The sequence below is a fragment of the Mesorhizobium sp. B2-3-2 genome (assembly GCF_006442295.1).
In the GTDB taxonomy this organism is placed as follows: Bacteria; Pseudomonadota; Alphaproteobacteria; order Rhizobiales; family Rhizobiaceae; genus Mesorhizobium.
In genome coordinates, this window is the sequence record NZ_VFWA01000022.1 from 1 (window position 1) to 23307 (window position 23307).

Annotated in this window: 26 protein-coding genes and 1 pseudogene; 10 read left to right on the top strand and 17 right to left on the bottom strand. The window is 60.8% G+C overall.

What is annotated here, in order from left to right; all coding sequences use genetic code 11:
* Positions 1-178 precede the first annotated feature (178 nt).
* Positions 179-775: an SOS response-associated peptidase gene (locus FJ964_RS28945; protein WP_140553992.1), complete on the top strand. Its 597-nt coding sequence runs from the start codon at positions 179-181 to the stop codon at positions 773-775.
* Between the two features lie 19 nt (positions 776-794).
* Here the strand turns inward: FJ964_RS28945 and FJ964_RS28950 are convergent, their stop codons facing one another.
* On the bottom strand, positions 795-1058 hold the full coding sequence (locus tag FJ964_RS28950) for a hypothetical protein (protein WP_181172650.1): 264 nt from the start codon (positions 1056-1058) through the stop codon (positions 795-797).
* Positions 1059-1186: 128 nt separating this feature from the next.
* On the opposite strand from FJ964_RS28950, the gene FJ964_RS28955 reads away from it, so the two are divergent.
* The gene (locus tag FJ964_RS28955) at positions 1187-1510 is read left to right on the top strand and encodes a hypothetical protein (protein WP_140553993.1); all 324 of its coding nucleotides are present in this window, start codon (positions 1187-1189) and stop codon (positions 1508-1510) included.
* Positions 1511-1997: 487 nt separating this feature from the next.
* Here FJ964_RS28955 and FJ964_RS28960 read toward each other — a convergent pair whose 3' ends face one another.
* Positions 1998-2180 (bottom strand): hypothetical protein, encoded by a 183-nt coding sequence (locus tag FJ964_RS28960; protein ID WP_140553995.1) that lies wholly within the window; start codon positions 2178-2180, stop codon positions 1998-2000.
* A gap of 259 nt (positions 2181-2439) precedes the next feature.
* Between FJ964_RS28960 and FJ964_RS31125 the strand changes: the two genes are divergently transcribed.
* Positions 2440-2613 carry a hypothetical protein gene (locus FJ964_RS31125; protein ID WP_181172651.1) on the top strand — a complete coding sequence of 58 codons (174 nt, stop codon included), beginning with the start codon at positions 2440-2442 and terminating at the stop codon, positions 2611-2613.
* Between the two features lie 53 nt (positions 2614-2666).
* Here the strand turns inward: FJ964_RS31125 and FJ964_RS28965 are convergent, their stop codons facing one another.
* The gene (locus FJ964_RS28965) at positions 2667-2846 is read right to left on the bottom strand and encodes a hypothetical protein (protein WP_140553996.1); all 180 of its coding nucleotides are present in this window, start codon (positions 2844-2846) and stop codon (positions 2667-2669) included.
* A gap of 86 nt (positions 2847-2932) precedes the next feature.
* Here FJ964_RS28965 and FJ964_RS31820 point away from each other — a divergent pair.
* Positions 2933-3110 (top strand): annotated as a pseudogene (locus FJ964_RS31820) (ABC transporter ATP-binding protein); the annotation flags it as partial.
* Between the two features lie 77 nt (positions 3111-3187).
* Here the strand turns inward: FJ964_RS31820 and FJ964_RS28975 are convergent.
* The 12 genes from FJ964_RS28975 to xth all read right to left on the bottom strand — a co-directional run bounded on the left by FJ964_RS28975 (position 3188) and on the right by xth (position 15131).
* Entirely contained in the window at positions 3188-4003 is an 816-nt protein-coding gene (locus tag FJ964_RS28975; RefSeq protein ID WP_224629785.1) for an IclR family transcriptional regulator, read from the bottom strand.
* Positions 4004-4064: 61 nt separating this feature from the next.
* Positions 4065-5264, bottom strand: coding sequence for an aminotransferase class V-fold PLP-dependent enzyme (locus tag FJ964_RS28980; RefSeq protein ID WP_140554000.1), 1200 nt, complete (start codon positions 5262-5264; stop codon positions 4065-4067).
* A gap of 25 nt (positions 5265-5289) precedes the next feature.
* Positions 5290-5781, bottom strand: a complete 492-nt coding sequence (locus FJ964_RS28985) for a RidA family protein (RefSeq protein WP_140554002.1) — start codon at positions 5779-5781, stop codon at positions 5290-5292.
* Between the two features lie 13 nt (positions 5782-5794).
* The gene (locus FJ964_RS28990; RefSeq protein WP_140554003.1) at positions 5795-6790 is read right to left on the bottom strand and encodes an ABC transporter ATP-binding protein; all 996 of its coding nucleotides are present in this window, start codon (positions 6788-6790) and stop codon (positions 5795-5797) included.
* Positions 6787-7806 (bottom strand): ABC transporter ATP-binding protein, encoded by a 1020-nt coding sequence (locus FJ964_RS28995; RefSeq protein ID WP_224629783.1) that lies wholly within the window; start codon positions 7804-7806, stop codon positions 6787-6789. Before FJ964_RS28995 ends, FJ964_RS28990 begins: the two co-directional genes overlap by 4 nt.
* Positions 7803-9026: an amidohydrolase/deacetylase family metallohydrolase gene (locus FJ964_RS29000; protein ID WP_140554006.1), complete on the bottom strand. Its 1224-nt coding sequence runs from the start codon at positions 9024-9026 to the stop codon at positions 7803-7805. Before FJ964_RS29000 ends, FJ964_RS28995 begins: the two co-directional genes overlap by 4 nt.
* The gene (locus tag FJ964_RS29005; protein WP_140554008.1) at positions 9026-9889 is read right to left on the bottom strand and encodes an ABC transporter permease; all 864 of its coding nucleotides are present in this window, start codon (positions 9887-9889) and stop codon (positions 9026-9028) included. Before FJ964_RS29005 ends, FJ964_RS29000 begins: the two co-directional genes overlap by 1 nt.
* Positions 9889-10830, bottom strand: coding sequence for an ABC transporter permease (locus FJ964_RS29010; RefSeq protein WP_181172652.1), 942 nt, complete (start codon positions 10828-10830; stop codon positions 9889-9891). The genes FJ964_RS29005 and FJ964_RS29010 overlap by 1 nt, the downstream gene beginning before the upstream one ends.
* 114 nt (positions 10831-10944) lie before the next feature.
* Positions 10945-12474: an ABC transporter substrate-binding protein gene (locus FJ964_RS29015; RefSeq protein ID WP_140554010.1), complete on the bottom strand. Its 1530-nt coding sequence runs from the start codon at positions 12472-12474 to the stop codon at positions 10945-10947.
* A 296-nt stretch (positions 12475-12770) separates the two neighbouring features.
* Positions 12771-13118 (bottom strand): hypothetical protein, encoded by a 348-nt coding sequence (locus FJ964_RS29020; protein WP_140554011.1) that lies wholly within the window; start codon positions 13116-13118, stop codon positions 12771-12773.
* Positions 13115-14206, bottom strand: a complete 1092-nt coding sequence (locus FJ964_RS29025; protein ID WP_140554013.1) for an IS5 family transposase — start codon at positions 14204-14206, stop codon at positions 13115-13117. Before FJ964_RS29025 ends, FJ964_RS29020 begins: the two co-directional genes overlap by 4 nt.
* Positions 14207-14345: 139 nt before the next feature.
* Positions 14346-15131, bottom strand: a complete 786-nt coding sequence (xth, locus tag FJ964_RS29030) for an exodeoxyribonuclease III (protein WP_181172657.1) — start codon at positions 15129-15131, stop codon at positions 14346-14348.
* 1313 nt (positions 15132-16444) lie between these two features.
* Between xth and FJ964_RS29045 the strand changes: the two genes are divergently transcribed.
* Both FJ964_RS29045 and FJ964_RS29050 read left to right on the top strand, forming a co-directional pair.
* Positions 16445-16720, top strand: a complete 276-nt coding sequence (locus FJ964_RS29045; RefSeq protein ID WP_224713363.1) for a hypothetical protein — start codon at positions 16445-16447, stop codon at positions 16718-16720.
* Between the two features lie 424 nt (positions 16721-17144).
* Complete coding sequence (locus FJ964_RS29050; RefSeq protein ID WP_140554019.1) at positions 17145-17753, top strand: hypothetical protein; 609 nt, start codon at positions 17145-17147, stop codon at positions 17751-17753.
* Between the two features lie 680 nt (positions 17754-18433).
* Here the strand turns inward: FJ964_RS29050 and FJ964_RS29055 are convergent.
* Complete coding sequence (locus tag FJ964_RS29055; RefSeq protein WP_140554021.1) at positions 18434-19048, bottom strand: hypothetical protein; 615 nt, start codon at positions 19046-19048, stop codon at positions 18434-18436.
* A gap of 294 nt (positions 19049-19342) precedes the next feature.
* Between FJ964_RS29055 and FJ964_RS29060 the strand changes: the two genes are divergently transcribed.
* The gene (locus FJ964_RS29060; protein ID WP_348642868.1) at positions 19343-19579 is read left to right on the top strand and encodes a hypothetical protein; all 237 of its coding nucleotides are present in this window, start codon (positions 19343-19345) and stop codon (positions 19577-19579) included.
* A gap of 502 nt (positions 19580-20081) precedes the next feature.
* Complete coding sequence (locus FJ964_RS29065) at positions 20082-20384, top strand: DUF1236 domain-containing protein (protein ID WP_140554023.1); 303 nt, start codon at positions 20082-20084, stop codon at positions 20382-20384.
* A 236-nt stretch (positions 20385-20620) separates the two neighbouring features.
* On the opposite strand, the gene FJ964_RS31130 is transcribed toward FJ964_RS29065, so the two are convergent.
* On the bottom strand, positions 20621-20980 hold the full coding sequence (locus FJ964_RS31130) for a DUF768 domain-containing protein (RefSeq protein WP_181172653.1): 360 nt from the start codon (positions 20978-20980) through the stop codon (positions 20621-20623).
* 314 nt (positions 20981-21294) lie between these two features.
* Here FJ964_RS31130 and FJ964_RS29075 point away from each other — a divergent pair, with 314 nt between their 5' ends.
* Complete coding sequence (locus FJ964_RS29075; RefSeq protein WP_140554026.1) at positions 21295-21621, top strand: low affinity iron permease family protein; 327 nt, start codon at positions 21295-21297, stop codon at positions 21619-21621.
* Position 21622: 1 nt separating this feature from the next.
* Positions 21623-22966, top strand: a complete 1344-nt coding sequence (locus FJ964_RS29080; RefSeq protein WP_224629011.1) for a phospholipase D-like domain-containing protein — start codon at positions 21623-21625, stop codon at positions 22964-22966.
* Positions 22967-23307 lie beyond the last annotated feature (341 nt).

Consider the following 23307-nt stretch of genomic DNA (forward strand, 5'->3'; position numbering starts at 1 on the left):
GTAACCTGCCGAGGGACGCCGGCCTGCGGGTTGGAGCTCCGCCAAAGAAATGTACCAGCAAAACGCGCCCGAACCATTGGAATTAACCTTTGTTAATAGGGCGTGGACAAGATAAGCCTTTGTGGGCGCTAAAAAATGCTCACCGGAATTACTTTCGGATGAGCAAGGAGCCTCTTTCATGTGCAATGACTACGAGCAGCATGTACTCTGGGCCGAATATTGCCGGATGATGGCATCGCTCGCGCTTGAAATCCCGACCCACCAAACCGAGCTCGATCTGCCGCAGGCGGATGATATTCATATTAACGACCCGGCACCGATAATGCGCGCCGCCGCTGACGACGCCATCGAGCTCGCTTCGATGACATTCGGATTTCCACCATCCGGTCCGAAGGGCGGGCCTGTGTTCAACTTCCGCTCGGAAGGGCGTCAGTTCGGCGGCAGTAAACGCTGCCTCATCCCTGCTTCCGCCTTCTTCGAATTCACCGGCACGAAATATCCCAAGGCAAAACATCGCTTCACGCTCAACGGCTCTCCGTTCATGGCCATCGCGGGACTCTGGCGTGACGCTGTCGGCAACAAGCCGCCGACCTTCACCATGTTGACGACCGAGCCTGGGCCGGATGTCGCGCCGTATCACAATCGGCAGGTCGTAGTCCTCCAACCGGAGAATTGGGGAGCCTGGATTAACCTGACGAAGCCCGAGGCCGAGCTTCTGCGACCGCTTCCGACCGGATCGCTCGCCGTGGAGACGGTGCGCCCCGAAAGCTCGTAGCGCGCATCGAACCTTGCGGCTATTCCATGTCGGGTACGTCGCCGCTGACAAATAGCGTTGTGGGCGGTCCGTAGTCGCCAAGCGCCGGGTCGGCATCGCGGCTCCATGCAATGACGCCGATATGTTTGGAAGCCAGCGCCTTGGCCGTACGAACTGCCCGTTCCTCGCTTTGCTGATCCGTCGGCCCGTATGCGCTACAGAGATCGCCTTCGTCGCCACGGTCAAACGCAACGACAACGATCAGCTTCGGCTTTTTCTGGCTAGGCAATACATGGTCGGACACGGATCTCTCCTCAGATACCGATCGCCGTCAGCGCCGTGCTGTGGTTATCCTGCGAGGGGTGAACAAAATAGGAACGAAAATGTCAAGCGCCCCTTGACCTTGGAGGAATATGTTCCTCATTTCAGGCTATGCCGGAACAACCCGAACGATGGCCGCGCGGCGTGCCTTGGAAACTATTGAATGCCCATAACGCAGGGCAGGTGGTGCGCCTCCGCTGTGGCCACTGCAATATCAAGCGCTTCTACAAGCCGGCTGAATTGCGCGAGGTCATTGGGAACATCACCATAGACGAGGTGCGCGCCAAGGTCCGTTGCCAGACATGCGGCGAGAAGCGTTCAATGAACGCCGAGCTGTTCCACCCTGTCGGCCAGGAATTGCAGACGATCCGCTTTCGCAGGCTGGTCGAGATCCGTTGGGAGCGTCGGGTGATCTGGCGCGACGAACCGCCATGAGGGTTCGCCGGCACCGATGGCCAAGGAATACAATTTTAAGCAAATGTTTCCGGATCGCGCTATTCTGTTACCTGGCGCCAGTTCACGTGCAATACAGCGGAAACACCCACGGGACACCTTAGCGCTGAGGCTGGAAGTGCACTTCAATGGCGCATCTGGCAGCTCTGTGATGTGTAATATTAGCTACGCGCGTAAACTTGGCATGTTCGTTGCACCTTACCCCTCGAGGGGTCACGGGGGTTGGAACCAATGTATCGAAATGACGCAGATCTGTTCGCGCGGGCGAACGCACGGGGCATTACGATCTACCAACGTTCGAAAACTGTATGGATCGCGGCGGGAAGCTACCGGGATCGCGAATATGCGGTGAAAGGACGGACTCCTGCCCTTGCGCTCGCATTGTGGAAGGAAGCGGCCAGATACAGCGGGTCGGCAATTTAGAGCCTGTTCCATGCCGGCTGGATGAAGCAGCCGGCTCAGAGACGATCTAGACGCCCGCCACGCGACAAAACATTTGCAACGCTGTCAGGGTGCGGGCTTCTGTCGGCTCTTCTCTTCCTGCCTGTAAATCCGCCGGCGCTGCATCCGCTTCGACGAATTTGCGCCGGGAAGCGGATGGCTGTGCGGTACGGTTGTCGTTTGCAGCGACGACAATCGCGGACTTTTTCATCGACAATCCTACCTCGTGGGAGCGCTGCGAAACCCGTAGTGCACGGCATCGCAGCGCTCGGGGTGTATCACGGCAGCTGGTCCAGGAGCAAGCCATTGCCGCTTGTTCAGAAGCGCATGCCTGAGGACAAAACCGGCCGCTGAATATTTTGTGCCTCGCTTAGCCGAATTGCCGTGACCAACCTTCTCAGAAGAGCAAGCTGAGTGAGCCGTTGCGCCCTGGGCGCACGGGCCAGCTCGCCTGTTGGTCCGTGGCAGCGATGGAAGTCGCGGTGGAGGGTCCGGGCGGACTGGCGGCGGTGATCGCTGCCAACGGCGCCGCACTCGAGCCTGGCGACCAAGCGACGCTTGGCATGCGCCCGCTCGCCGGCGCACGCTACGGAACGATGATCGGCAACCGCTTCGCACTTGGCAGCAACTGTTATTTTCGGTGACCGAGCTTAATTCGTCGAACCCGGTTATCCGGATTGCTCCGCCCGGATCAATCCTAGCGCCGCGGCAAAGGGATCGGGGCGAGCACCAGCGGCTGGTACTGCGCTAACCTTCGCAGGCCCGCCAGATCCGTCAATTCGATGAGGTGCGCATTGCTGGTGATGAGCTGCTGGGCGCCGCAGCTTCTGCAGGACGCGATAAGATGTGGCACGCTCAATCCGAGGACGTCGGCCATGATTTCCCTGCGAAGCTTGCCTCTTGTGCATGTCCCACCTCTAAAAGGCGTGCGTGGATCTCGAGCAAAAGGCGCACCGGCCTTTCATGGTGCGCGCCTGCCGCGAACTGGCGCTGGCAGGGCAGACCACCGTGCTGGTCGAGCAGAACCTTGCCGACTCTCGCGCTCGCGACCCGCGTCTATATTCTAAGCAACTGCCATGTCGTCCACGAGGCCGCCGCTGCCGAGCTCAGGGCTCAGCCGGACCTGCTGCAGCGTCCATAGTTGCTGGCAGCCGCGCCTCGACCTGGACTAGACGCCAAGAAAGCGCCGGTGGGATGCCGATCGGGCGCCGTTGTTGGTCACCTTGCGCTGCGCCAGCCCAACCGGGATTCGATGCGCCTGGCGCTGGCTTTGACCAGGTCGACCAGATCCGGATTCTTCTGCTTCAGCTTGATATCGGGAACCACGATGGAAATCGTCGCCCTGCAAGCCCCCTCGCCGTCGCATATGGGGGCGGCGATGCACGCCACCGAGAAGTCGGATTCACCGGCCTGGATCGAGAGGCGTTGTTCGAGCGCCGCAGCCGCCGCGCTCGCCAGCACCTCCTCATCCGTTTCGGCTCGGCCGGTCGGGGACGCCGTTGCCGAGCGCGCAAAAATGGCGCGGCGTTCCTCTTCCGGCAAGTGGCCGACCAGCATGCGGCCTGAGGCGGTCCAGTTGAGGGGGCTGCGAGTGCCTACGCGCGAGGTCACCTGGAAGTGATCCTTGCCCTCCTTCATGGCGAGCACCACCATTTGATCGCCATCGCGCCCGCAAATCTGGATGGTTTCGCCCGAACTGTGAGCAAGCTCGTGCATCTCCTGGATCGCGACATTGAGAAGATCAAGGGTGCGCGCATAGGTCAAACCATAGTGGTAGAGGCGAGGCCCGAGCCAAATCAGGCGATTGTCCTGCCGGTCAAGCAACTCCTTTTCCACAAGGTCGTCAACGATCACATAGATGGTCGACAGCGGCGCGCCTATGTCGCGGGCGATCTCGTAGGCGGTCGCCGGCCGCTCCACCTTCTGCAGATAATCGAGGATCTGCAGCGCCCGGTCGATGCCGCTGGTGCGCGAGCGGCGCGGCTCAGGCGCCGCGATTGGCGCCGCTTCAATTTGGTCCACTGTCCTGGTCATTGGTTCGGACATCTTTCTGAAGGCAAATGTTGAACGGAATGGCTGTTTGCGAGACCTGATATCAATCCAGCCATTTCAGGATCGCCGCTTCGCGTGCGCGCAGGCGCTCCTCAAAGGACGTGGCCGCCATCACGTTCGACTTGCGCGCCTGATCCAGTTCCACGGCCAGCCGCTCTGCCACGACAAGCTCCTCATCCGGATGCAGATTGCAGGGGTCGAGGAAGAAATAGCCGTGCTCGACCTCATGGTCGCGCACGATGACCGGAGGGTCGCCGGCAGCGAGGCGGTCGGCCAGATCCCAGGCGGCAATGCGCGCCTCCCTGGGGTCGACCGACAGTTTCAAGCGGTCGAGGGGATTGTTGGTCGGATCCGGGACGATCTCGGCGACTATGCCCGGCCGGCCATCGAGCGCCTCGAGCCAGCAGTCGAGCGCCTTGCGTTCGCGGGCGCGGATGCCGTCATGGTCGCGTGTTTTCCACGCCTGCAGGGCGGCCACAGCGCCGACGATGCCTTCCTTGCCAACCTTCATGCCGCGGCCAATGCCGCGATTTTGCAGATAGACGTCGCGCACCCTTGCCTTGGATCCGGCAACGATGCCCGAGGTCGGGCCACCGAGGAACTTGTGACCGGAATAAAGAACCAGGTCGGCTCCATCGGCCAGGAAGCCCTTCAGATCGTATTCCGACGCCGCATCGACAATCACCGGTACGTTGTGCGCATGGGCCACTTCGGCGAAAATCTTCAAGGGGATTTGCGCGTAGCCCACCACGTGGTGTGAGACGACGTAGACGGCGGCCGCGGTGCTTTCGGTAATGGCGCCGGCGAGTTGGTAGGCAGCGGCACTTGTTGCCTGGCCGACCGGCACGACTTTGGCTCCGGCAATGCGGATCGCCTGCTCTATGGGTGCGCCGTAGCTCACCATATGCCCGGACTGGATGACCACCTCGTCCTTCAGCCCGGCCGTGTCGGGCAGGCATTCGATCGCCGCCAGATCCGGTCCGGTCATGCAGGCTGCCACTGCCAGGCTGATCGCCGCCGAGCAGGATGCCGTAATGAAGCCGGCTTCGGCACCGGTCAGGTCGGCGATCACGGTGCTGGCGCGGCGATGCAAGTCACCCATTTCGACGAATTCGGTCAGGATGGCCGCCACCGCTTCGACGGCATCCGGCACTACGATGGACGCGCCGAGCGAGGTCATCGTGCCGGAAACATTGATGACCGGTCTCAAGTCAAGGCGGCGACGGATATCGTCAGTCGGCATGGCGGCGGTGCTCCTTGATGGCAACTCAATCGATGGCGATGATGGCTTCGATCTCGACGGTGATTTGGCCAGGCAGCGAACCGTGCCCGACAGCCGAGCGCGCGTGGATCCCCGCTCGACCGAAGACGTCGATGAACAGATCCGAGCAGCCATTGATGACAGCAGGATGGTCGGCGAAATCGGGCACGGCGTTGACCATGCCGAGTAGTTTCACCACCCGCCGCACACGGGTCAAATCATTGAGCGACGAATGCATCACGGCAAGCAGGTTGATGCCGGTCAGTCGTGCATGCGCGTAGGCCTGCTCGACCGTCACGTTGCCGCCGACCTTGCCGGTGTGCTGCATGCCGTCAGCCTCGGTCGGCCCCTGGCCGGACAGGAACAGAAGCTTGCCTTCCTGAACGTAGGTGACGAAATTGGCGATTGGCGGTGGCGCCTTGGGCAGTGTGATGCCCAGCGCCTTCAGCCGGTCATAGGGTGAGTTTTCCGATCGCTTCGTCGGCTCGGAAAAAGTCATATGCGAACTCCAGTCAGTCTGCTTTTTCGTCGTGGCGTATGCACGCCACGTGATGTCCACCGCCGATTGGCGAAATCGGCGGGATTGCGGCGGCGCAGGCTGCGATCGCTTCGGGACAGCGAGTGCGGAAGACGCAGCCCGACGGCGGATCGATCGGGCTCGGAATATCGCCGGAAAGCGGTACATGGATGCGCCGGCGCGTTGGATCCGGCACCGGCGCGGTTGCCAGCAGGGCCTTAGTGTAGGGATGCCGCGGCGCCGCATAGACCAGCCGGCTCGGGCCGCGTTCCATCACCCGGCCGAGATACATGACCACAACTTCGTCGCACAGATATTCGACCACCGAGAGGTCATGTGCGATGAAGAGCAGCGTCAGGCCAAGCCGCTTTTGCAGATCGCCAATCAGGTTGAGCACCTGCGCTTGCACCGAGACGTCGAGCGCCGAAACCGGCTCGTCGGCGACAATGAATTCCGGCTCGACCGCGAGTGCCCGGGCAATGCCGATCCGTTGGCGCTGGCCACCTGAAAATTCGTGCGGGTAGCGGGAGGCATGATCGGGTGAGAGGCCGACAAGGGCAAGAAGCTCGGCAATGCGGTCCTGCCGCGCCTTGCCGCGCAAATAGCCGCGGGCATCGAGTGCTTCGCCGAGTATTGCGCTGATACGCAGGCGCGGATTGAGGCTGGAGAAGGGGTCTTGGAACACGATCTGCAGCTTTTGCCGATAGGCCCGCATCTCGCGTGCCGACAGCGAGAAGAGATCGACGCCGTTGAACAGGGCTTTGCCGCTGGTCGGCTCGACCAGGCGCAAGATGGCGCGACCGGCCGTGGTCTTGCCGGATCCGGATTCACCGACCAGACCGACCGTCGAGCCGCGCTTGACCTCGAAACTGACGTCCTCCACGGCGTGTACGACACGCCCGTTGCGCGCGGGGAAGCGCTTTGTCAGTGCCTGGACGCTGAGCAGGGGGGCTGCTTGTGTCGTGGTATTGGTTTCAGCGTCGGCAATCATAATTCGGCGCTCCGGATGCAGCGGGAGAACCCTGCGGAGCCCGCCGGCATCAACGGTGGCGGGGCTGCCCGGCACGGGGCGATTGCATAGTCGCAGCGCGGCTCGAAGGCGCAGCCGGGCGGCAATGCGGTGATGGGCGGCACGCTGCCGCGGATGGAGTACAGTGTTTTGCGCTCGCCGGCCGCATCGACGTCGCGCGCTGCATTGGGCGTGCAGGCAAGCAGGCCGCGCGTATAGGGATGGTGCTGATGCGCGAACAGATCGTTGACGGGCGCCTGCTCGACGACGCGGCCGGCATACATGACCACGACATTGTGCGCGATCTCGGCGACGACACCCAGATTGTGGGTGATGAACAGGATTGACATGCCGAACTGCTGCTGCAGCCGTCGCAAGAGATCGAGAATCTGTGCCTGGATCGTCACGTCGAGCGCCGTCGTCGGCTCGTCGGCGATCAGCAGCGAAGGATTGCAGGCAAGCGCCATCGCGATCATCACGCGCTGGCGCATGCCGCCCGACATCTGGTGCGGATAATCGTCCAGGCGCGATGTGGCATCGGGGATCTCGACATGCCGCAGCATTTCCAGGGCTCGTCTGCGCGCTTCCTGCCGGCCGACCGGTTCGTGTAGCGCAATCATTTCTCCAATCTGGTCGCCGACGCTGTAAAGGGGGTTGAGGCTGGTCATCGGCTCCTGAAAGATCATCGCGATCTCCTTACCGCGGATAGGGCGGAAATCCTTCGCGGCGAAGCTCGCGAGATCGTCGACCCTTCCGGCTCGGTTGCGAAACAGGATTTTTCCACCAGCGATCCGGCCTGGTCTCGACAGAAGCCCCATGATCGACAGGCTGGTGACTGATTTTCCCGAACCGGATTCGCCGACCACGGCCAGCGTTTCCCCTCGTTTCAGGTCGAAAGTGACGCCATCGACCGCCTTGGCGGTGACGCGGCGTGTCACGAACCAGGCTCTGAGGTCCTGGACCGACAGGATCACGTCCGAGGCCGGAACGTCGCTCAAGATTTCCATCCGCAATGAGGACAGGCAGGACTGCCGTCACCGCCATCCGCGGCCGGCACGTGCCGATGGGCTTGGACTGCGTTCGCACCCAGAATTGCGTAGCGCGGTTCGAACAGCTGTTGCAGCACACTGGTTGCGCCTTGTGAATCCTTCACCGTCAGCGCGGCATCGACCAGATCGAACAACGTGAATTCGGCCGGCTTGCCTTTTTCCAGCAACTCGTCGGCGGCAATCCGGATGGCACGCCGCGGCGCCACGGTCGATGCCGTCACCACGTCCTCGAACGCCATGCCGAGCGAGAGCAGCTTCGACATGGTCGTCGGCATGTCCCATACGGCCCCGTCGATCGAACGGTTATGCAGGTCGGTCGAGATCGTCTTCGGCGGCAGGCCGCGTTCCAGCGCTGCCTTGGCGACGTCGAACGAGAAGGACGCCCCGCCATGGCCGACATCGAGCACGATGCCGCGCGACGCCGCGTCCTCCGCCAGACGGTAGAGGTCATCGTCCTCGATGATCGAGCCGCCGGCCTTGCCGTTGAAGCAATGGGTGACGATGTCGCCTTCGGTGAGCAAGCCGAGAATGTCGTCATAGAGGGGCGGTGGCTCTCCGACATGCACCATCACTGGCAGCTTGACGATGCGGCCGAGCTTCTTGGCCAGCTTGACTGGCGTCAGATCCCAACCGCCGGTGATGACATGGCTTGCCCGCACCTTCAGTCCGACGATGACGTCGCGATTGGCTTCGATGGTGGCGATCGTGCGGTCGATGTCGATCGAGCGCATGTCGATCAGCTCGCTCACCCTGTTGCAGGCAACCAGCCCGATCGAACCAATGTTGAGGAAGGCATAGATGTTCTCCTGTGCCGGTTCGATGATGAATTCGCGAAAGCCGTGGAAATTGGCCTCGCCGGCAGAACCCGCGTCGACCATGGTGGTGACGCCGCGATTGGCCCCACACTGCTGGGGCCGTATGGAGATGTCGGTGCCGCCATACCACACATGGACATGCAGATCGGCCCAGCCGGGCGACAGGAACGCGCCATTCGCTTCCACCACCTTCACGTCGTCGCCGGCGGCAATCGTCGAGCCGATCTCCGCGATGCATCCGTCCTTGTCGACGAGCACGTCGATGGTAGGGCCGAAACGATCGCCGAAAGCCACTGGCTTGGCGCCCCTGATCAGAAGCGGTTGCTTCGTTTCGGAAAAACGGTTGCCAAACATCAGATGTCCTTTGCCAGACGGGGATCGAGAAGGTCGCGCAGGCCGTCGCCGACCAGTTGCAGGGCCAGCACGGTGATGACGACGGCAGCGCCCGGAAACATCATGATCCAGCCGGCCTGGTCCATGTACTGGCGGCCGACCGCGATCATCGTGCCCCATGTCGGGATGTCGGGAGAGATGCCGACGCCGAGGAAAGACAGCCCGGCTTCGGCCAGGATGGCGTTGGCGAAGACGAAGGTTCCCTGCACCAGGATGGGGGAGGCGACGTTGCGCAGTACGTGACGCACCAGGATGACGGGCGTCGGCACGCCGAGCGCGCGCGCCGCCTCGACATAGGGCAGTTCGCGGATCACCAAGGTTGAGGCGCGCACAACCCGCCCCAGTCTCGGCGCATAGACGATGCCGAGCGCCACCACGACGTTGGTTGCCGTTGCACCGAGTGCCGCCACAAGGGCAATTGCAAGCAGAATATCGGGGAACGCCATCATGGCGTCGATCAGCCGCGAAAGGGGGGTGTCGAGCTTCCTGAAGAAGCCGGCCATCAGGCCAAGGACGATGCCGATCGCCGATGAAAGGACGACGACTGAGAAGCCGACGGAGAGGGAGGTGCGCGCGGCATAGAGCATGCGCGTGAAAACGTCACGGCCTAGATCGTCGGTGCCGAACAGATGCTCGAGGCTCGGGGGATGTAGCCGGCTCGCGATCGAAAGCTTGGTCGGTGCGTAGGGCGCGATGACGGGCGCCAAAATCGCCGCCACTGCAATAGCCACGAGCACGGCCAGTCCAATCGCCGCCGTCGGGCGGCCCAGCAGCCGTGACAGCAGGTGGGCTTCCTGATGCAGCGGGGGGGCGATCGCGGCCATCAGTAGCGCACCCGGGGATCGACGAGGATGTAGAGCATGTCGATGATGAAATTGACCAGCACGTAAAGGCCGGCGATAACCAGCAGCGCGCCCTGGATGACCGGATAATCACGCCGCAGCACCGCCGAGACGACCAGGCTGCCGACCCCAGGCAGCCCGAACACGGTTTCAGTGACGACGGCTCCCGAAATCAGCAGCGCCGCCGTCAGGCCGATCACGGTGAGGATAGGGATAAGCGCATTCTTGAGGGCGTGTTTGAGCACCACGCGCCACTCGCTCATGCCCTTGGAGCGCGCGGTGCGGACGTAGTCATCGTTAAGAACGTCCAGCATTGAGGCGCGCGTGAAGCGCGTGATCAAGGCCGAACTGACCAGGCCGAGCGCCAGCGCCGGCAGCACGAGATGAGCGATGCGGTCGCCGAAGGAGGCGCCGGGGCCGCCATATCCCGACGTGTCGAACCAGCCGAGCCTGACGGCAAAGAACTGGATGAACAGCAGGCCCAGCCAGAAGCTCGGAACGCTTGCCGCGAACATGGCGATCGTGGTGGCTGCCTGGTCGAAAAGCGAGCCGCGCCTGTAAGCGGAGAGGATGCCCACCGGAAGCGCGATCACACTGGCAATCAGCAGCGAGAGCACCGTGAGAAAGAAGGTCGGTTCAGCGCGCTGGGCAAGGGCCGTGGTGACCGGCTCGTTGAGGAAGATCGACTGGCCGAAATCCCCCTGCAACACGCCGGCGATGTAGCGCCAGAACTGTTCCAGGATCGAGCCGTCAAGCCCGAGTTTGGTGCGAAGCGCGGCAATATCGGCGGCCGTCGCGTCGGGCCCGAGCATGACCGCGGCCGGGTCGCCGGGCGTCACCCGCACGATCACGAAGACGATGGTGGCGACCAGGGCCATGACCACAATCATGCCGAGAAGCCTGTTGAGAACCGAGCGGAGCATCCGTGTTGAAATCGTCCCGTGGCTGGTTGTCTGAGCGGGCCGCCGGCCGGCGGCCTCGCCGGGCGGATGCCCGGCTGCCTTTCCCCAAGCAAAGGGGAAAGGCAGGAGGTACGGCTATTTGCCTTCCAGATAAGCATTCCAGAAATAGGGCCAGGGCGCGGGCGTGACGCCCTTGAGGTTCGGCACCTCTGCGGCCAGGGCGTTGAAATCGCCGACCTTGTAAACCGTCGCTTCGTCGTAGATCACCTTCTGGACGTTTTCGTAGAGCTTGGCGCGCTTGGCCGGATCGGCCTCGGAGTTGAATGCGTCCAGCACCTTGTGCTTGGCGTCGCTCGACCACCAGCCCGGGGTGTTGTCGGACATGAAGCCGTTGAGGGACGGCTCGGCGAGAAAGGGACTGTGGGTGATGTAGATGTCCCACAGCGCCGGATCGGTGCGGTTCTTGGTCAGTGTCGCCCATTCGACGACATCGAGTTGGACCTTGAAGCCGGCCTGCTCCAGATAGGCCTGAGCCACTTGTGCCATCTTGTAGTGGAATTCGTACTGGCGGCTGGTCAGGATGCGCAGCGGCTTGCCGTCATAGCCGGCTTCCTTGAGCAGTGCGGCGGCCTTCTCGGTGTCGCCCTCGGGCTTGTAGGCTTCGGTACCAGTGTTCGAATGCCAGGCGAAGCCTTCCGGATACATGGCACCATCGACTGCATAGAAATCCTTGGAACCGAAGGCGGCGAGCAGCATATCCTCAGGCGCCAGCGCTGCCTGGATGGCCTTGCGGATACGGACGTCGGAATTCAGTCCCTGTTTGGTGTTCATCACGAACACGGGCCAGCCGAACGGCTTCAAGATAAGTGGCTTTGTCTTGCCGCCGGAAATCTTGTCGTAGGATTCGACAGGAAGAGAATCGGCATAGGCGAACTGGCCGGCGACGGCGCCCTCGACGCGCGTATTGGGATCCGGAACAGGCACGAAGCGAATTTCGTCCAGATATTGTTTCCTTGCCCCGCCATAGCCATCCGGCTCTCCGTCGCGGGACCTGTAGCCATCGAAGCGGGCGAGTTGGATGAACTGATCCGGCTTACGGTCCTTGAGCATGTAAGGCCCGGTTCCGATGAACTTTGTCAGCGGATCTTCGTCGGCATTTTCAGAGGGGATGATGATGGCCGCCGCATTGTTGAGCGACAAAAGAGACAGCAGCGGCGCGTAGGGCTTCTTTAGCGTAATCTTGACCGTCTTCTCGTCGAGGGCGTCGAGCGAGCTTATGACGTCCGCCGCCTGCTTGCCGCGCGTCGCCACCTTCATCCAGCGTTTCAGCGAGGCCATGACATCGGCCGATGTCATATCGGAACCGTCATGGAACTTGACGCCCGTCCTTAGCGGGATCGTGTAAGTTAGTCCGTCCGGCGATATCGTCGGCAGGTCGGCGGCCAGGAGCGGCGTGATGCCCCACTTGTTGTCGAACGTATAGAGCGTCTCGTAAATGTGCTGCGTGATGATGCCGACCAGATCGGCGGTCGATGCCATTGGATCCAATGTCGGAGGCTCGCCGACGGTGGCGACGTCGATCACACCCCCCTTCTGCGGTTCAGCCCATGCCAGCGCCGGCAGCAATGCGGCGAACGACGCGACGACTTGCAGTACGCGCTTCATTCGTTCTCCTCCAGGTTCCAGTTTTATGGAATATATAGTCTAGTTACGCACTAAGCTTACGCCCATGAGGCCTCGCGTCAAGCGGCGAAGCCCGAGCTGGGCTAGATTGCGGATCCGGTCCGTGCGCGAACGGTCATGAGACAACTTCATCAGATCTCTCCGCACTGGCCGAACCCGCTTTCTGAATAGCGTTGGGCCTTGTGGCGCAGCCTTGCGCCGGTTGGCGCGCTCTTCCCACGGAAGACATGCCATTGCTTTTGATGCTCAGGATTGCGGCCGACGCGGAACCGCGGCCCCTAGCAGGCTGCTGTTGAAGAAGTCTGCCGTATAGCCTTGAGGATGGCCTCCTCGCCGTTGTGGTAGGTGAATGTGATCTCGATCGAGCCGTCGTCGAGCAGTTCGGCGTGGCCGTCGCCTGTGACTTCGTCCATCTCGTCACATCCGGCCCATGTGAAGTGAACCATCGACGGGCTGTAGATGAGGTCGAGGCCGGCTTGCAGGACGCCAAGGGCGATCTCGCCATTGTTGTCGCCGCCAATGGCGATCATGGCGGGGCCGCCGAGGTTCAGGTAGCTGCGATCCCACAGATCGGCTTCCACGATGCGCCAGCGGCCGATCAACTGGCAGCCTGCGGCCACAGTCATATCGGCACCGCCATGAGCTTGGGCAGCCGCACCAGGTTGTAGGCGGCAGCCGCGAAGGTGAAGGCCCACCCAACGCGGTCGCGACCGCGCAACTTGGTCTTCGGCTGCCCGGCGACCGTCTTGATCCAACCGAAAGCTTCCTCGATCCGCTTGCGGATACACTGGCTGACGGCATAGCCGCCGTGCCGGGTCGTGCGGCGATCGATCGCCGAACTTCGCCCGTTCGTGTTCTGCGCCACGTGCGGTGTCACCCGCATCGAGCGCAACTCGTTGACGAAGTCCTCCGCGTCATAGGCATTGTCGGCGCCGAGCGTGACCGCGCCCGGCCGGTCGGCACGAGGCTCGATGATGTGCAGCGCAGCCACCCGCTCGGCATGTCCGTCGGCCAGCGTCAGGCAGGCATCGACCAGCAGACCATGGCGGTTCTCCATCAGCTCATGCCCCATGAAGCACAGCTTGGTCTCTTTGCCTTTGCCCTTGCGGTATAGCCTGGCGTCCGGATCGGCGGTCGAGACATGCGTGTCGTTCGATCGCTTCCGGCCATGGAAATCCGCTTCGGTGTTGCGCCCATCGCCTTGCGCCGGTGGCTCGTCCGAACCGTCCTTCGCTTTGACGCTCTTCATCGAGGCCCAGGCCTCAATCAGCGTGCCGTCGACCGAGAAGTGGTCCGTCGACAGAAGTTTTTTCACCTTGGGCTGTGCCAAGACCGCCGCCAGGAATTTCGCCGCGACGTCGCCTTCCAGCAGCCGGTCACGATTCTTCGAGAACACTGAAGGGTTCCATGCCGCATCGTCGACGCCGATGCCGACGAACCAGCAGAATAAGAGATCGTATTCCAGCCGCTCCATCAAAAGCCGCTCCGAGCGGATCGAATAGAATGCCTGCAACAGCATCGCTCTGAGCACCTTCTCGGGCGGGATCGATGGCCGCCCGATCGACGAATACAGCGCCGCGAACTCCCCCTCCAGCGCCGACAGCGCCTCGTTCACGATCGCACGAATGGCCCGCAGCGGATGATCTCGTCGCACCCGCGCCTCATGGTCCACGTAGCTGAACAACTCGCCAGTTCGATCGTCGCCGCCGCGCACCCTTCACCTCCGAATCCCTTCGGAGCCAACGAATCACGCTCATGGCTCGACGGCGAGCGACTTTTTCAACGGCCTGCTAGGGCGTTTGTCGGGTCGCGATCACAAATGAACCGCTCGGGTTAATTTGCCCCATGGCCGGTCAGTGGCTCTTGCCTGGCCAATTCAGCTCGATCCAGGCCGGTGCATGATCGCTTGGCTTCTCCCAGCCGCGCACTAAGACATCGACACCGGCGCCTTGGAGTCTAGGCGAAAGAGCGGGGCTGATCAGGAGATGATCCATCCGCAGGCCAGAGCTGCGATCGTAACCGTGCCGGTTGGAGAAATTCCAGTAGGTGTAAACACCTTTTTCCGGGTGGATGCGCCTTACGGCATCGGTCCAGCCCATCGTCAACATATCGGCGTAAGCCTGACGAGACTCTGGAAAATAAACGGCATCGGCCAGCCAGCGCGCCGGCACCACTGCATCGGAGGCTGTGGGCACCACATTATAGTCGCCGCACAGGACCGTGTCGTATTTGAGCAGTGTCTGGGCATAGCTGGTCAGACGCTGGAACCAACTGAGCTTGTAGTCAAATTTGGGGCCTGGTGCGGGATTTCCGTTCGGCAGGTAGATGCAGCCGATCACCAGTCCTCCGACTTCGGCTTCGATATATCGGCTATGGGTATCGTCGGGGTCGCCCGGCAGGCCGCTCCTGCGCTGCAAGGGCTGTCTGCCGCGGGCAAGAATTGCCACCCCGTTGTAAGATTTCTGGCCGTGCCAGATGGCACCATAACCGGCATCATTGAGGGCGCCGACAGGAAACTTCTCGTCCGACGTTTTTAGTTCCTGAAGACAAACGACGTCGTGTGTAGTTTCGTTGAGCCACTTGAGCAGGACCGGCAGTCGTCCGTTGACGCCGTTTACGTTGAAGGTTGCGATGGTGATCATTCGCCATCTCAAGCCGAAACCGTTCGCCGGGTTGTCTCCGGCAACTTCGGTCGCCCGGCTCGGAAGTGCCTAGCTGTCGTCCTTATAAGACTTTGCAGCTTCATCGATCTTTCGCCAATCGTTTCCGTGACGCCGCACAAGCTCTCGCGCCTGGGTTGGCGATATGTTTTGGGTCTCCACGATGTGGTCCACTTCCGCCTCTTCGCCTTTAAGGGGACGCGAGCGAGGTCTCGCTCGCCGTGGGACCGCTGGATGCTTGGCGTCTCGTCTGGGCATCAATCGACCCTCTCCGGAGCACAATTAACGGTTCAGCGCGGTGAAAGTTTCCGCATGCGGCCGCTCGCGGCTGTGACATAGAAGCCCGCGGTGGCGTTGTTGAGCCCAAATGGCCTGCGCCGCGTTCTTTATGAGCATTGCTGCCATTCGCAATCTGATGGAAGATTCCGACCGCCCTGCCGCACCGCGGCCAATTCCTGGTGCGAAGCGCGCTTTGCGTACGATCGAAAGGCGATTGAGCGGTTTCGACAGGTACTTCCGCGGGCCAGGTGGAGCTACGAGCGCAGGAGTTGGTTCGTGCCGGGAAAAAGCGCGTCGCGGCGGATCCAGCGCTGGTTAGCACAAGAGGCGGCTCCGCGCGCAGCGCATGATGACGCCAAGGGACGAGACGCCTTCGCCTTCGAGCCTCTATCGAGCCGGTATCTGGCAATCGCCGACGACCTGCGCATCCGCACGCCCTATCGCGAGCGGTTGTTGAGGAAATGCAAGCCGTTCCATGGGCCAGCTGGGATGGCGAACTGCGGGCTTGGAAGGTGCCTTTTCGCTCCTACGAGGAGTTGAGGCGCCGCTGGCCAAGCATCGAAAGGTCCGCCCACCGGGCGGAACCAGAGAAGAGGAAGCGGCGAAGGGAAGCGTCCAGAAATTCGGAGGAATATAAGGCCGCCAAGTTGCGGCATGCTGAACGCAGGCGGCATCGCTATCCCCTGCCACCTGATGATTTACCTCCTGTTGGCAAGGCTGTGGCAACGCAGCAATGCGGTATCGTCATCTTTACCGAAATCACTAATGAATCTGTCGAACCGCGGATTTGACAGCGTCCTATCCGCACTTGGTGGGTGCGCACATCGATCTTGTTTGGGGCCGTTGGCGGCCGGCGACACTGGCTGAATTGATCGGAACATGGCCGGCCCGGCGTGCTGCCGGATCGTCAGAAACGGACAGGGGCTGGTGGCACGCAACGGTCGCTGAACTCAGAATCGCCCGCCGAAAAGCACGAAGCCTGGAGCGGAGGGGGCGAGGGGGCGAGGGGGCGGATGATCGCCCGTCTGGAGCGGAAGATCAAGCAGGAGGTGCTGGATATCTTTTATGATGCCGATCTGTTGCGCCTGCGCAGCAGGAGAATTCTCGCCCGTGCATGCCGGCTTTTCAGCAACGGGCGTGGCTTCGTCAAACTTAGACCAGTCGATGAGATTGAAGCGGACGTCAAGTCGCATCAGGAGTGGATCGATCGGTCGAAGCATTTCCTGATGCAATTGACGTCGGCAAGCGGCGATTGCTTCAAATTGCTCCGCTACAGCCCAACGTCGTGAAACGAGACAGATCTCGCTGTCTGCCTCGAAGTCGGTTCCTTCCCTTCATCAACCGTCCCGTTTGTGCCGACCAGATTTGTAGGAGCGGACAGGGGTTCCAGCACATGCCATTTGGCCTGCTGCCGGTTTTTCGGCCACGCCGTTAAGCTAGCACTGCTTTCTCCTCGAATTCGACGGGGCTCAGATAGCCTAGCGTCGAGTGCCGAGGGTTGTAGAGGTGGTCGGGGGTGCCGATCTCAGCACACTTTGCACTTGTCGCAGACCTTCAGATTTCCGGGACAGTTCTCTTGCAACCAAAACATCCCGGACACGTTGTTCGTCTATTCGCAATCAGGGGAGAACGTCGTGAACGGAATAATATATCTCGTGGGTCTCGTCGTGATCGTTCTGTTCGTTCTGTCATTCCTTGGACTACGGTAAGATCATGGCCGACACAGTACCCGAAAGCCCTGCAGTTAGCCCAAGGGTGGCTGCATCGTCCTATCTTGAATGGGGGGACATATTTGGCGGCGGGATCATCGCTTGCGCCATCTCAGTGGTTCTTTTGCAATTCGGATCGAGTGCCGGCTTGGCGCTGGGTTCTCCTACTCTGCCCAACGGCGGCGCTTCTTGGAACGTGCTGGCGGCCGGGCTATGGGTAGTCGTCGTGGCCGTAGCAAGTTCCGCAGCCGGCGGTTATGTAGCTGGACGCATGCGCACGCGCTGGGAGGACAGCGACGCAAATGAGAGCGAATTCCGCGATGGCATACATGGCATCGCGGTCTGGGCTCTGGCGACACTCGGAGCGGCGTTTTTCTTTGCGATGATTGCCCGAAAAGGCGCGGATGCAGTGGTCAATCCCGCTGACGCGCAACTCAACGAAACGACCGTGCGCCTTTCAGCCAACATAACGGCCATATTCAGCTTCGCGACGGCCGCGGGCTCCGCACTTGGCGCTGCGGCCGCATGGTTTGCAGCGACTACCGGGGGTGAACACCGCAATCAGGGAATCGCCTTCCACGACGTTGTGCCGGCTTTGTTGCGCAAGCGTTAGCATGCGGATAGGCAATCTAGATCGGCCGACATAGCCTCCACAGGCGTTCGAGGCTTCTTCGGGCTGGCTCGGATCGAGGTCATTTTACTACAATCCTTTTGAGGGACACTATCCAGCGGCTGTTGACGAGAAGCCGGGCGTGGCGGAGCGCCAATCAGAATTGCACGGCTCGAAAGGCGCGGCGGCGCAGTCGATGACCAGCTTGAACTGCGTTCCGACGATCTAGAGATACGGCAAAATTGTCCGACCGCTTACATCGTAATATCCGCTTCCATGATCAGCCGGCAATTGCCGCCGTTCCAACTTCCGCGACCGCAACGTAGGTAACCGTTCACCGACATACGGTGTCGGGATGCAACGTAAGGAGCGAAACGACCACGACGGCATTGAGACCGGGTTTACGCCCGTCGGGGCCGTTTGCTGTTCGGCTTACTGTCCAAAATGCACATCGTTTGTATGAACGGCAGGGGCTTGGTCGCACGACAGGAGACGCTGGAACCTGGGGCGACAAGCAGCTATTGCGAACTATGACCGGCCGCAATCGCGTCCGTTCTTCATGGCGGTCTCGTGCTGTTCGCTGCCAGCTGGTGTTGCGGCGTGGAGTGACGACGTATCCGGGGAAGCAGGCTACACCTCCTCGGTTTCGAGCACGAATGTGCCCGCCGGTATGCGGTTAGTGATCATAGCGCGAATGCCTGCATCGATGGCCGGATCGGTTTCGTCGAACAGGCCGCACGCTTGCAGCGCCTTGCGCTGGTCGACGGAGCGGCCGAGATATTCCAGAAGCACGACCGAGGCTGCGGGTCTCCGCCCCGTAAAAGGGGCATGCCCGTCTGGATGCCGACCAGATAGGCGACGCTCGTCTGGTAGCTCGGATAGAGGATCACCTGGGTGATGCTGGTCTTGAGCAGGGTTTCGGATTCGAGCGCGAATATGCGATCGCCGAGCAGCAGCAGGGCGGCCGAATATTTCGAGGTCTTCACGCCATATTTGCCGAAATGGACGAGCCTTTCCATGCATTTCCAGAAATAGCGACCTTCCTTTTCGTAGATCACGACCAGGCATTTGATGATCTTGCCGGAATAGCCGAACGAGTAGAAATAGCGGAAATAGTAGCCGACATAGCGCCCGACATCGCCGGAACGCTGATAGAGCTGCTCCATATGCACCAGCATGTCCGACGGCGCATGGACGCCGAGTGGGCGGCGGCGCAGCCCGACGATCTCGGCAAAGCGCTGCTGGTCCATCAAAAGCTCGCCTTCGCTCACGCCGAAGAAGTCGCAGATCTTGCGCATGTTGCGACGGGACGGCCAGGTCTGGCCGCTCAGCTATTTGTTGAACTGCTGGCGGTTGATCTGCAGGCGCCGGCACACCGCGGCGATCGAGGGATAGTAGCTGCGTGAGGTCGCCCACCAAAAGTCGTTGAAAAAGCGCTCTATGCGATAGAAAACAACTTTCCGTCGGGCAAGCTCCCGGGCATCGAGAAGTTTGCCAGCATTTACGTCAACACCTCGCAAGGAGAGGGCGACGCCACCGGGCCCTGGAATTCGGGAGACGAATGGGACCGCATCGACGATCTCGAGGACGTCATGCCCATTGATGGCGGAGACGGGAGTGCAACGGTCAAGCTCAATGCCAAAGACAAGAAAGTCGCTGCCAAGATGGCGGAGCGGACACTCTCGGATCCCTCTTCCGATCCAACCACCGGTGCCGATATTGGAGCAGGCCCTGGGGCCGGGCGCACGAAGAATGGGGACATGGGCCGCGCCGCCAACATTCAGAAGGCGCCGGCGCAGGCAGAAGCCGTAGTTCGCAAGAGGAAGTAGCCTGCGAGCCGGAATAGTGCCCGAAACGCACACACTTTGGCGCCTCGTGATCAGAGTACCGGTATCCGACGGATCTTGGGAATTGTACTAAGCGGATGCATCGAACTGTTGGCCGCCGGATTCTGACCAGTCGCGCAGAAATGATCTATCCCAAGCGGCAGCGCTGCAAGCCCTTCCTGTCAGAGCAGCGGGTCGACTATCGCGTGCGGTTTCTTACCAGCAGACGCAGCAGAACCGCCAACGATTGCGCGCTGCGATTGCGCGCGAACGCTGACGGCTCCAGTTCCGGCGACGTCGTCCCGCCGTCGGGCTGCTTTCCACTCCGGCGCCGTTCCTCAGATCGACGATGGGCGCCGTGCCTCTCAGCTTCGATGCCGATCGGCCGCGCTCTTTCTCAGCGGGGTGTCAGACTGAAGTCCTGTCAGAGGAACGTTTCCGATTTCCTCACGTTCAGCTTAGGGCCGAGGCATCCTGCGCTCAGCCCACAAAGAGGAAATAAATCATGAGAATACATGTCACTGGCGCCACTGCCGCGTTGTTGCTGGTTGCTGGAATCGGCGTTGCTGCTGCGCAGGACGTCGTCGTTGTCCAGCCAGAGCAGGAGACAGTTGTCCGCGAATATGTGAAAAAGCAGCCCTTGGCGTCGGTCAACCTGTTGGGCGTGGAGCTTAAGCTGGGCTCATCAGTGCCGGACAAAGTTGAACTGCGCGAAGTTCCTAACGTCAAATACCGGGTAGCGGTGATTAATGATCAGACCGTCCTTGTCGATCCAGATACCCATCAGATCGTCGACGTCTTACACTAGCGATAAAGCCCGGTTCTATAGGCGGGCTGCGCTTCGACCCAGCCCGCCATTTTTATCTGCGCTCAGTTGGCAGGTTCTCCGAAAACGGGGCAGTTGGTCACCCAGCATGTCGGATCCATACCTGCGGCAATCCCGTCGAGCATCGCTTCCTTCGCTGCTCTTTTCGCCTCCGCCTGGGCGGCAGCAAGATTTTCCATCTCGCCTGAATTGCGGGTTGCGCGGTGGTCTCTATGAATTCAAAGCGGAATTTCGGCATTCGCATCTCCACGGTCTGATTCGGACGACGTCGCGACAGCCGGTTCCTCAGGACTATCGTTGTCTGAGCCATCTTCCCCGAGCACAGTCTCGGCGATGTAATCCTTAAGGTCGCCGACTTCGTCGTTGATCTCATCGGCCAGTATCCCTTCGCTTTCGGCATCGGAGATACATTGATCCGCCATCCTCTTGGCAGCTATTTCGGTTGGCACTGCGGCGGGCACTTCGACCTTGTGCTCATCGATCCATTCCTCGACGAAATGTGCCGTTTTATTCACGAGGATTTCAGCGTCTTGCGCCGTAGCCGTTTCGGCGTGAGGAAAGGCCGGTTTGGAGTCCATGGGAGCACCACCTTCAATGATCCATCTCTCAACGCGGATTTCGCACGAAGGATGCAACGCTTTGTCGAAACGCGGCTGGTGCAGGCCATCGCCCGACCGGCTTGCTTGGTCGATTTGAAAAGCGGTCGTTTGTTGCTTCCGACAAGGTGAGATGGGAAGGCGCCCAGGCAGTGTTAAATGATGATACGACGCCGCGCCGATGGAACATTCGGTGCGGCCACTGCGGGGGCGAGGGCCCGCGCTGGGCTCCGCCGGCATGCGTTGCAGTGCTTGCCAGAGGGGGAACCTGCGTCACGCTCGAAAGTTCTTGGGTGATGGCAAATCACCCGATCACGAGTGTGCTCACCTCAATCGGCACGCTGACCTCTCGCCCCGCGGCATTCCTGGTGCTGCTAGCTTACGCGGCTCTTTGGCTCGTTTTCGATCGGGAAAGTTTGAATTGGCACGGGGCGGCTACCCTCTTCACTTGGGCTATGACGCTGTTCATTCAAAGAGCAGAGCACCGCGACACTCAAGCGATCCATGCCAAACTGGATGAGATGTTGCGAGCAAATAGCTCGGCATCGAACATCACGCGAATTGACAAGGAAGAACCTGAGGAAATCGAAAAACATCGCAACCATAAACAGCACGGCGATTGACGTGAGCCTTTCCGATTTCGTGGCGCTCCTGGCTGGCGCCAAGCCGGTAAGGTTTGGCCAAAAGCTGGGCCGTCTATTGCCGTACCTCAGATACGCAGCCGCCGCGCTTATCGCCAGTCTGATCACCGTGCTGGCCATAAACTTAGCGCCCGAGCCACGCGTTTTGCGAACGATTGTCCCGCATCGTTTCGATGCGTCGGATCCACAGTTCGCAGGCAGCATGAGCAGTTATTCGCAAGGACAGCTGTTCGGGGCGAATGCGGTGCAAACCCTTGTCAACGGGGATGAAATCTTTCCGTCGATGCTGCAGGCGATCGAGGGGGCTAAATCTACAATAGATTTGGAGACTTATATTTATTGGTCCGGCGTCGTCGGTTATGAGTTCGCGGCTGCGTTGGCACACAAAGCCAGGGATGGTGTCGAGGTCCGTGTACTCGTCGACTGGGTGGGCAGCTTGCCGTTCGATGAATATCTGATCCAGACCATGACAAGCGCTGGCGTGCGGTTCCAACGTTATAGGCCGATCCATTGGTACACCTTGGATCGCATAAACAATCGGACCCATCGCAAGCTGCTCATCGTTGACGGACGGGTCGCGTTTACCGGCGGCGTCGGTATTGCCGATAACTGGCTTGGAGACGCCCGCAACCCAGATGAGTGGCGCGACACGCACTACCAAGTCAAAGGCCCCGCAGTCTCTGCCTTTCAGGCAGCGTTCGCCGAAAACTGGTTGGAGACGGCCGGTGAGACATTGCAGGGTGAAAAGTTCTACCCGCCACCCGAGCCAGCAGGAGCGCTTGGTGCTCAGCTGATCCTTTCTTCGCAACCGAACGGCTCGGAGAACATGGAACTGATGATGCTGGCGGCGATGGCTGCCGCCAAGGATCATCTTCGCATTGGAATGGCCTATTTCGTGCCCGACGATATTGCCCTTCAGCAGATCTTGGACGCCAGGAAGCGTGGGGTGGCAGTCGATGTGATCGTGCCCAATCGCCTCACGGACGTGCCACTGGTTCGAAAAGGCTCACGATACTTCTGGGGCGACCTACTCAAAGCCGGGGTTCGGATCTTCGAGTTTCAGCCAACGATGTATCATCCCAAACTCCTGATCGTTGACGACGTCTGGACGAGCTTTGGTTCTGCCAACCTGGACGAGCGCTCTTTGCGACTAAACGACGAAGCGACCCTCAATGTCTACGGTCAGGATTTTGCGACAACGCAGATCGACCTGTTCAATCAGGATCTCGAACGATCCAGGCAGATCAGTTTGAGCGAATGGCAAACGCGCCCCCTGGCAGAAAAGGTAACGGACTGGCTGGCCAGCAGGCTGCACTCGCAACTTTAGTGCTTTGTGGAAGGTGCTGAGGGCGAGCGCCGGCTAGTCGGGGCCTGCCGCGGCTATCGAATGGCTAAGATGCTATGGTTCGCCGGAAATGGGAGCAGCCGTGCAAAGCCAAACGCCCGGCGATCTGCTAAATATTCGCGCGCGAGTTCATCGGCCGATGCAATTTAGCCTCCGTCTTTTTGCGTGAGCGCAACGCCTTGGCTGGACCCAAGCCGCCCAGTGGCGGTGGGCCCCCGGGAATTATCAAGTTGTTTATTCAGATCAGCTTGGGGTGGCCAGAGCCGGGCGATCAAAGGCAATGGCATGTCTTAATCGGGGAGAATACTCCAACGGCGTAAGGC

Bases quoted from the DNA above. Each gene is read 5' to 3' on its own strand.
- FJ964_RS28990 (WP_140554003.1), bottom strand. From the start codon at position 6,790: ATGATTGCCGACGCTGAAACCAATACCACGACACAAGCAGCCCCCCTG.
- FJ964_RS29000 (WP_140554006.1), bottom strand. From the start codon at position 9,026: ATGTTTGGCAACCGTTTTTCCGAAACGAAGCAACCGCTTCTGATCAGG.
- FJ964_RS28965 (WP_140553996.1), bottom strand. From the start codon at position 2,846: ATGGCCGACGTCCTCGGATTGAGCGTGCCACATCTTATCGCGTCCTGC.
- FJ964_RS29060 (WP_348642868.1), top strand. From the start codon at position 19,343: ATGCCCATTGATGGCGGAGACGGGAGTGCAACGGTCAAGCTCAATGCC.
- FJ964_RS29065 (WP_140554023.1), top strand. From the start codon at position 20,082: ATGAGAATACATGTCACTGGCGCCACTGCCGCGTTGTTGCTGGTTGCT.
- FJ964_RS29020 (WP_140554011.1), bottom strand. From the start codon at position 13,118: ATGACTGTGGCCGCAGGCTGCCAGTTGATCGGCCGCTGGCGCATCGTG.
- FJ964_RS29010 (WP_181172652.1), bottom strand. From the start codon at position 10,830: ATGCTCCGCTCGGTTCTCAACAGGCTTCTCGGCATGATTGTGGTCATG.
- FJ964_RS29045 (WP_224713363.1), top strand. From the start codon at position 16,445: ATGATCGCCCGTCTGGAGCGGAAGATCAAGCAGGAGGTGCTGGATATC.
- FJ964_RS28975 (WP_224629785.1), bottom strand. From the start codon at position 4,003: ATGACCAGGACAGTGGACCAAATTGAAGCGGCGCCAATCGCGGCGCCT.
- FJ964_RS28960 (WP_140553995.1), bottom strand. From the start codon at position 2,180: ATGAAAAAGTCCGCGATTGTCGTCGCTGCAAACGACAACCGTACCGCA.
- FJ964_RS29055 (WP_140554021.1), bottom strand. From the start codon at position 19,048: ATGCGCAAGATCTGCGACTTCTTCGGCGTGAGCGAAGGCGAGCTTTTG.
- FJ964_RS29050 (WP_140554019.1), top strand. From the start codon at position 17,145: ATGGCCGACACAGTACCCGAAAGCCCTGCAGTTAGCCCAAGGGTGGCT.
- FJ964_RS28955 (WP_140553993.1), top strand. From the start codon at position 1,187: ATGCCGGAACAACCCGAACGATGGCCGCGCGGCGTGCCTTGGAAACTA.
- FJ964_RS31130 (WP_181172653.1), bottom strand. From the start codon at position 20,980: ATGGACTCCAAACCGGCCTTTCCTCACGCCGAAACGGCTACGGCGCAA.
- FJ964_RS29075 (WP_140554026.1), top strand. From the start codon at position 21,295: ATGGCAAATCACCCGATCACGAGTGTGCTCACCTCAATCGGCACGCTG.
- FJ964_RS29015 (WP_140554010.1), bottom strand. From the start codon at position 12,474: ATGAAGCGCGTACTGCAAGTCGTCGCGTCGTTCGCCGCATTGCTGCCG.
- FJ964_RS31125 (WP_181172651.1), top strand. From the start codon at position 2,440: ATGGAAGTCGCGGTGGAGGGTCCGGGCGGACTGGCGGCGGTGATCGCT.
- FJ964_RS28985 (WP_140554002.1), bottom strand. From the start codon at position 5,781: ATGACTTTTTCCGAGCCGACGAAGCGATCGGAAAACTCACCCTATGAC.
- FJ964_RS28980 (WP_140554000.1), bottom strand. From the start codon at position 5,264: ATGCCGACTGACGATATCCGTCGCCGCCTTGACTTGAGACCGGTCATC.
- FJ964_RS28945 (WP_140553992.1), top strand. From the start codon at position 179: ATGTGCAATGACTACGAGCAGCATGTACTCTGGGCCGAATATTGCCGG.
- FJ964_RS29005 (WP_140554008.1), bottom strand. From the start codon at position 9,889: ATGGCCGCGATCGCCCCCCCGCTGCATCAGGAAGCCCACCTGCTGTCA.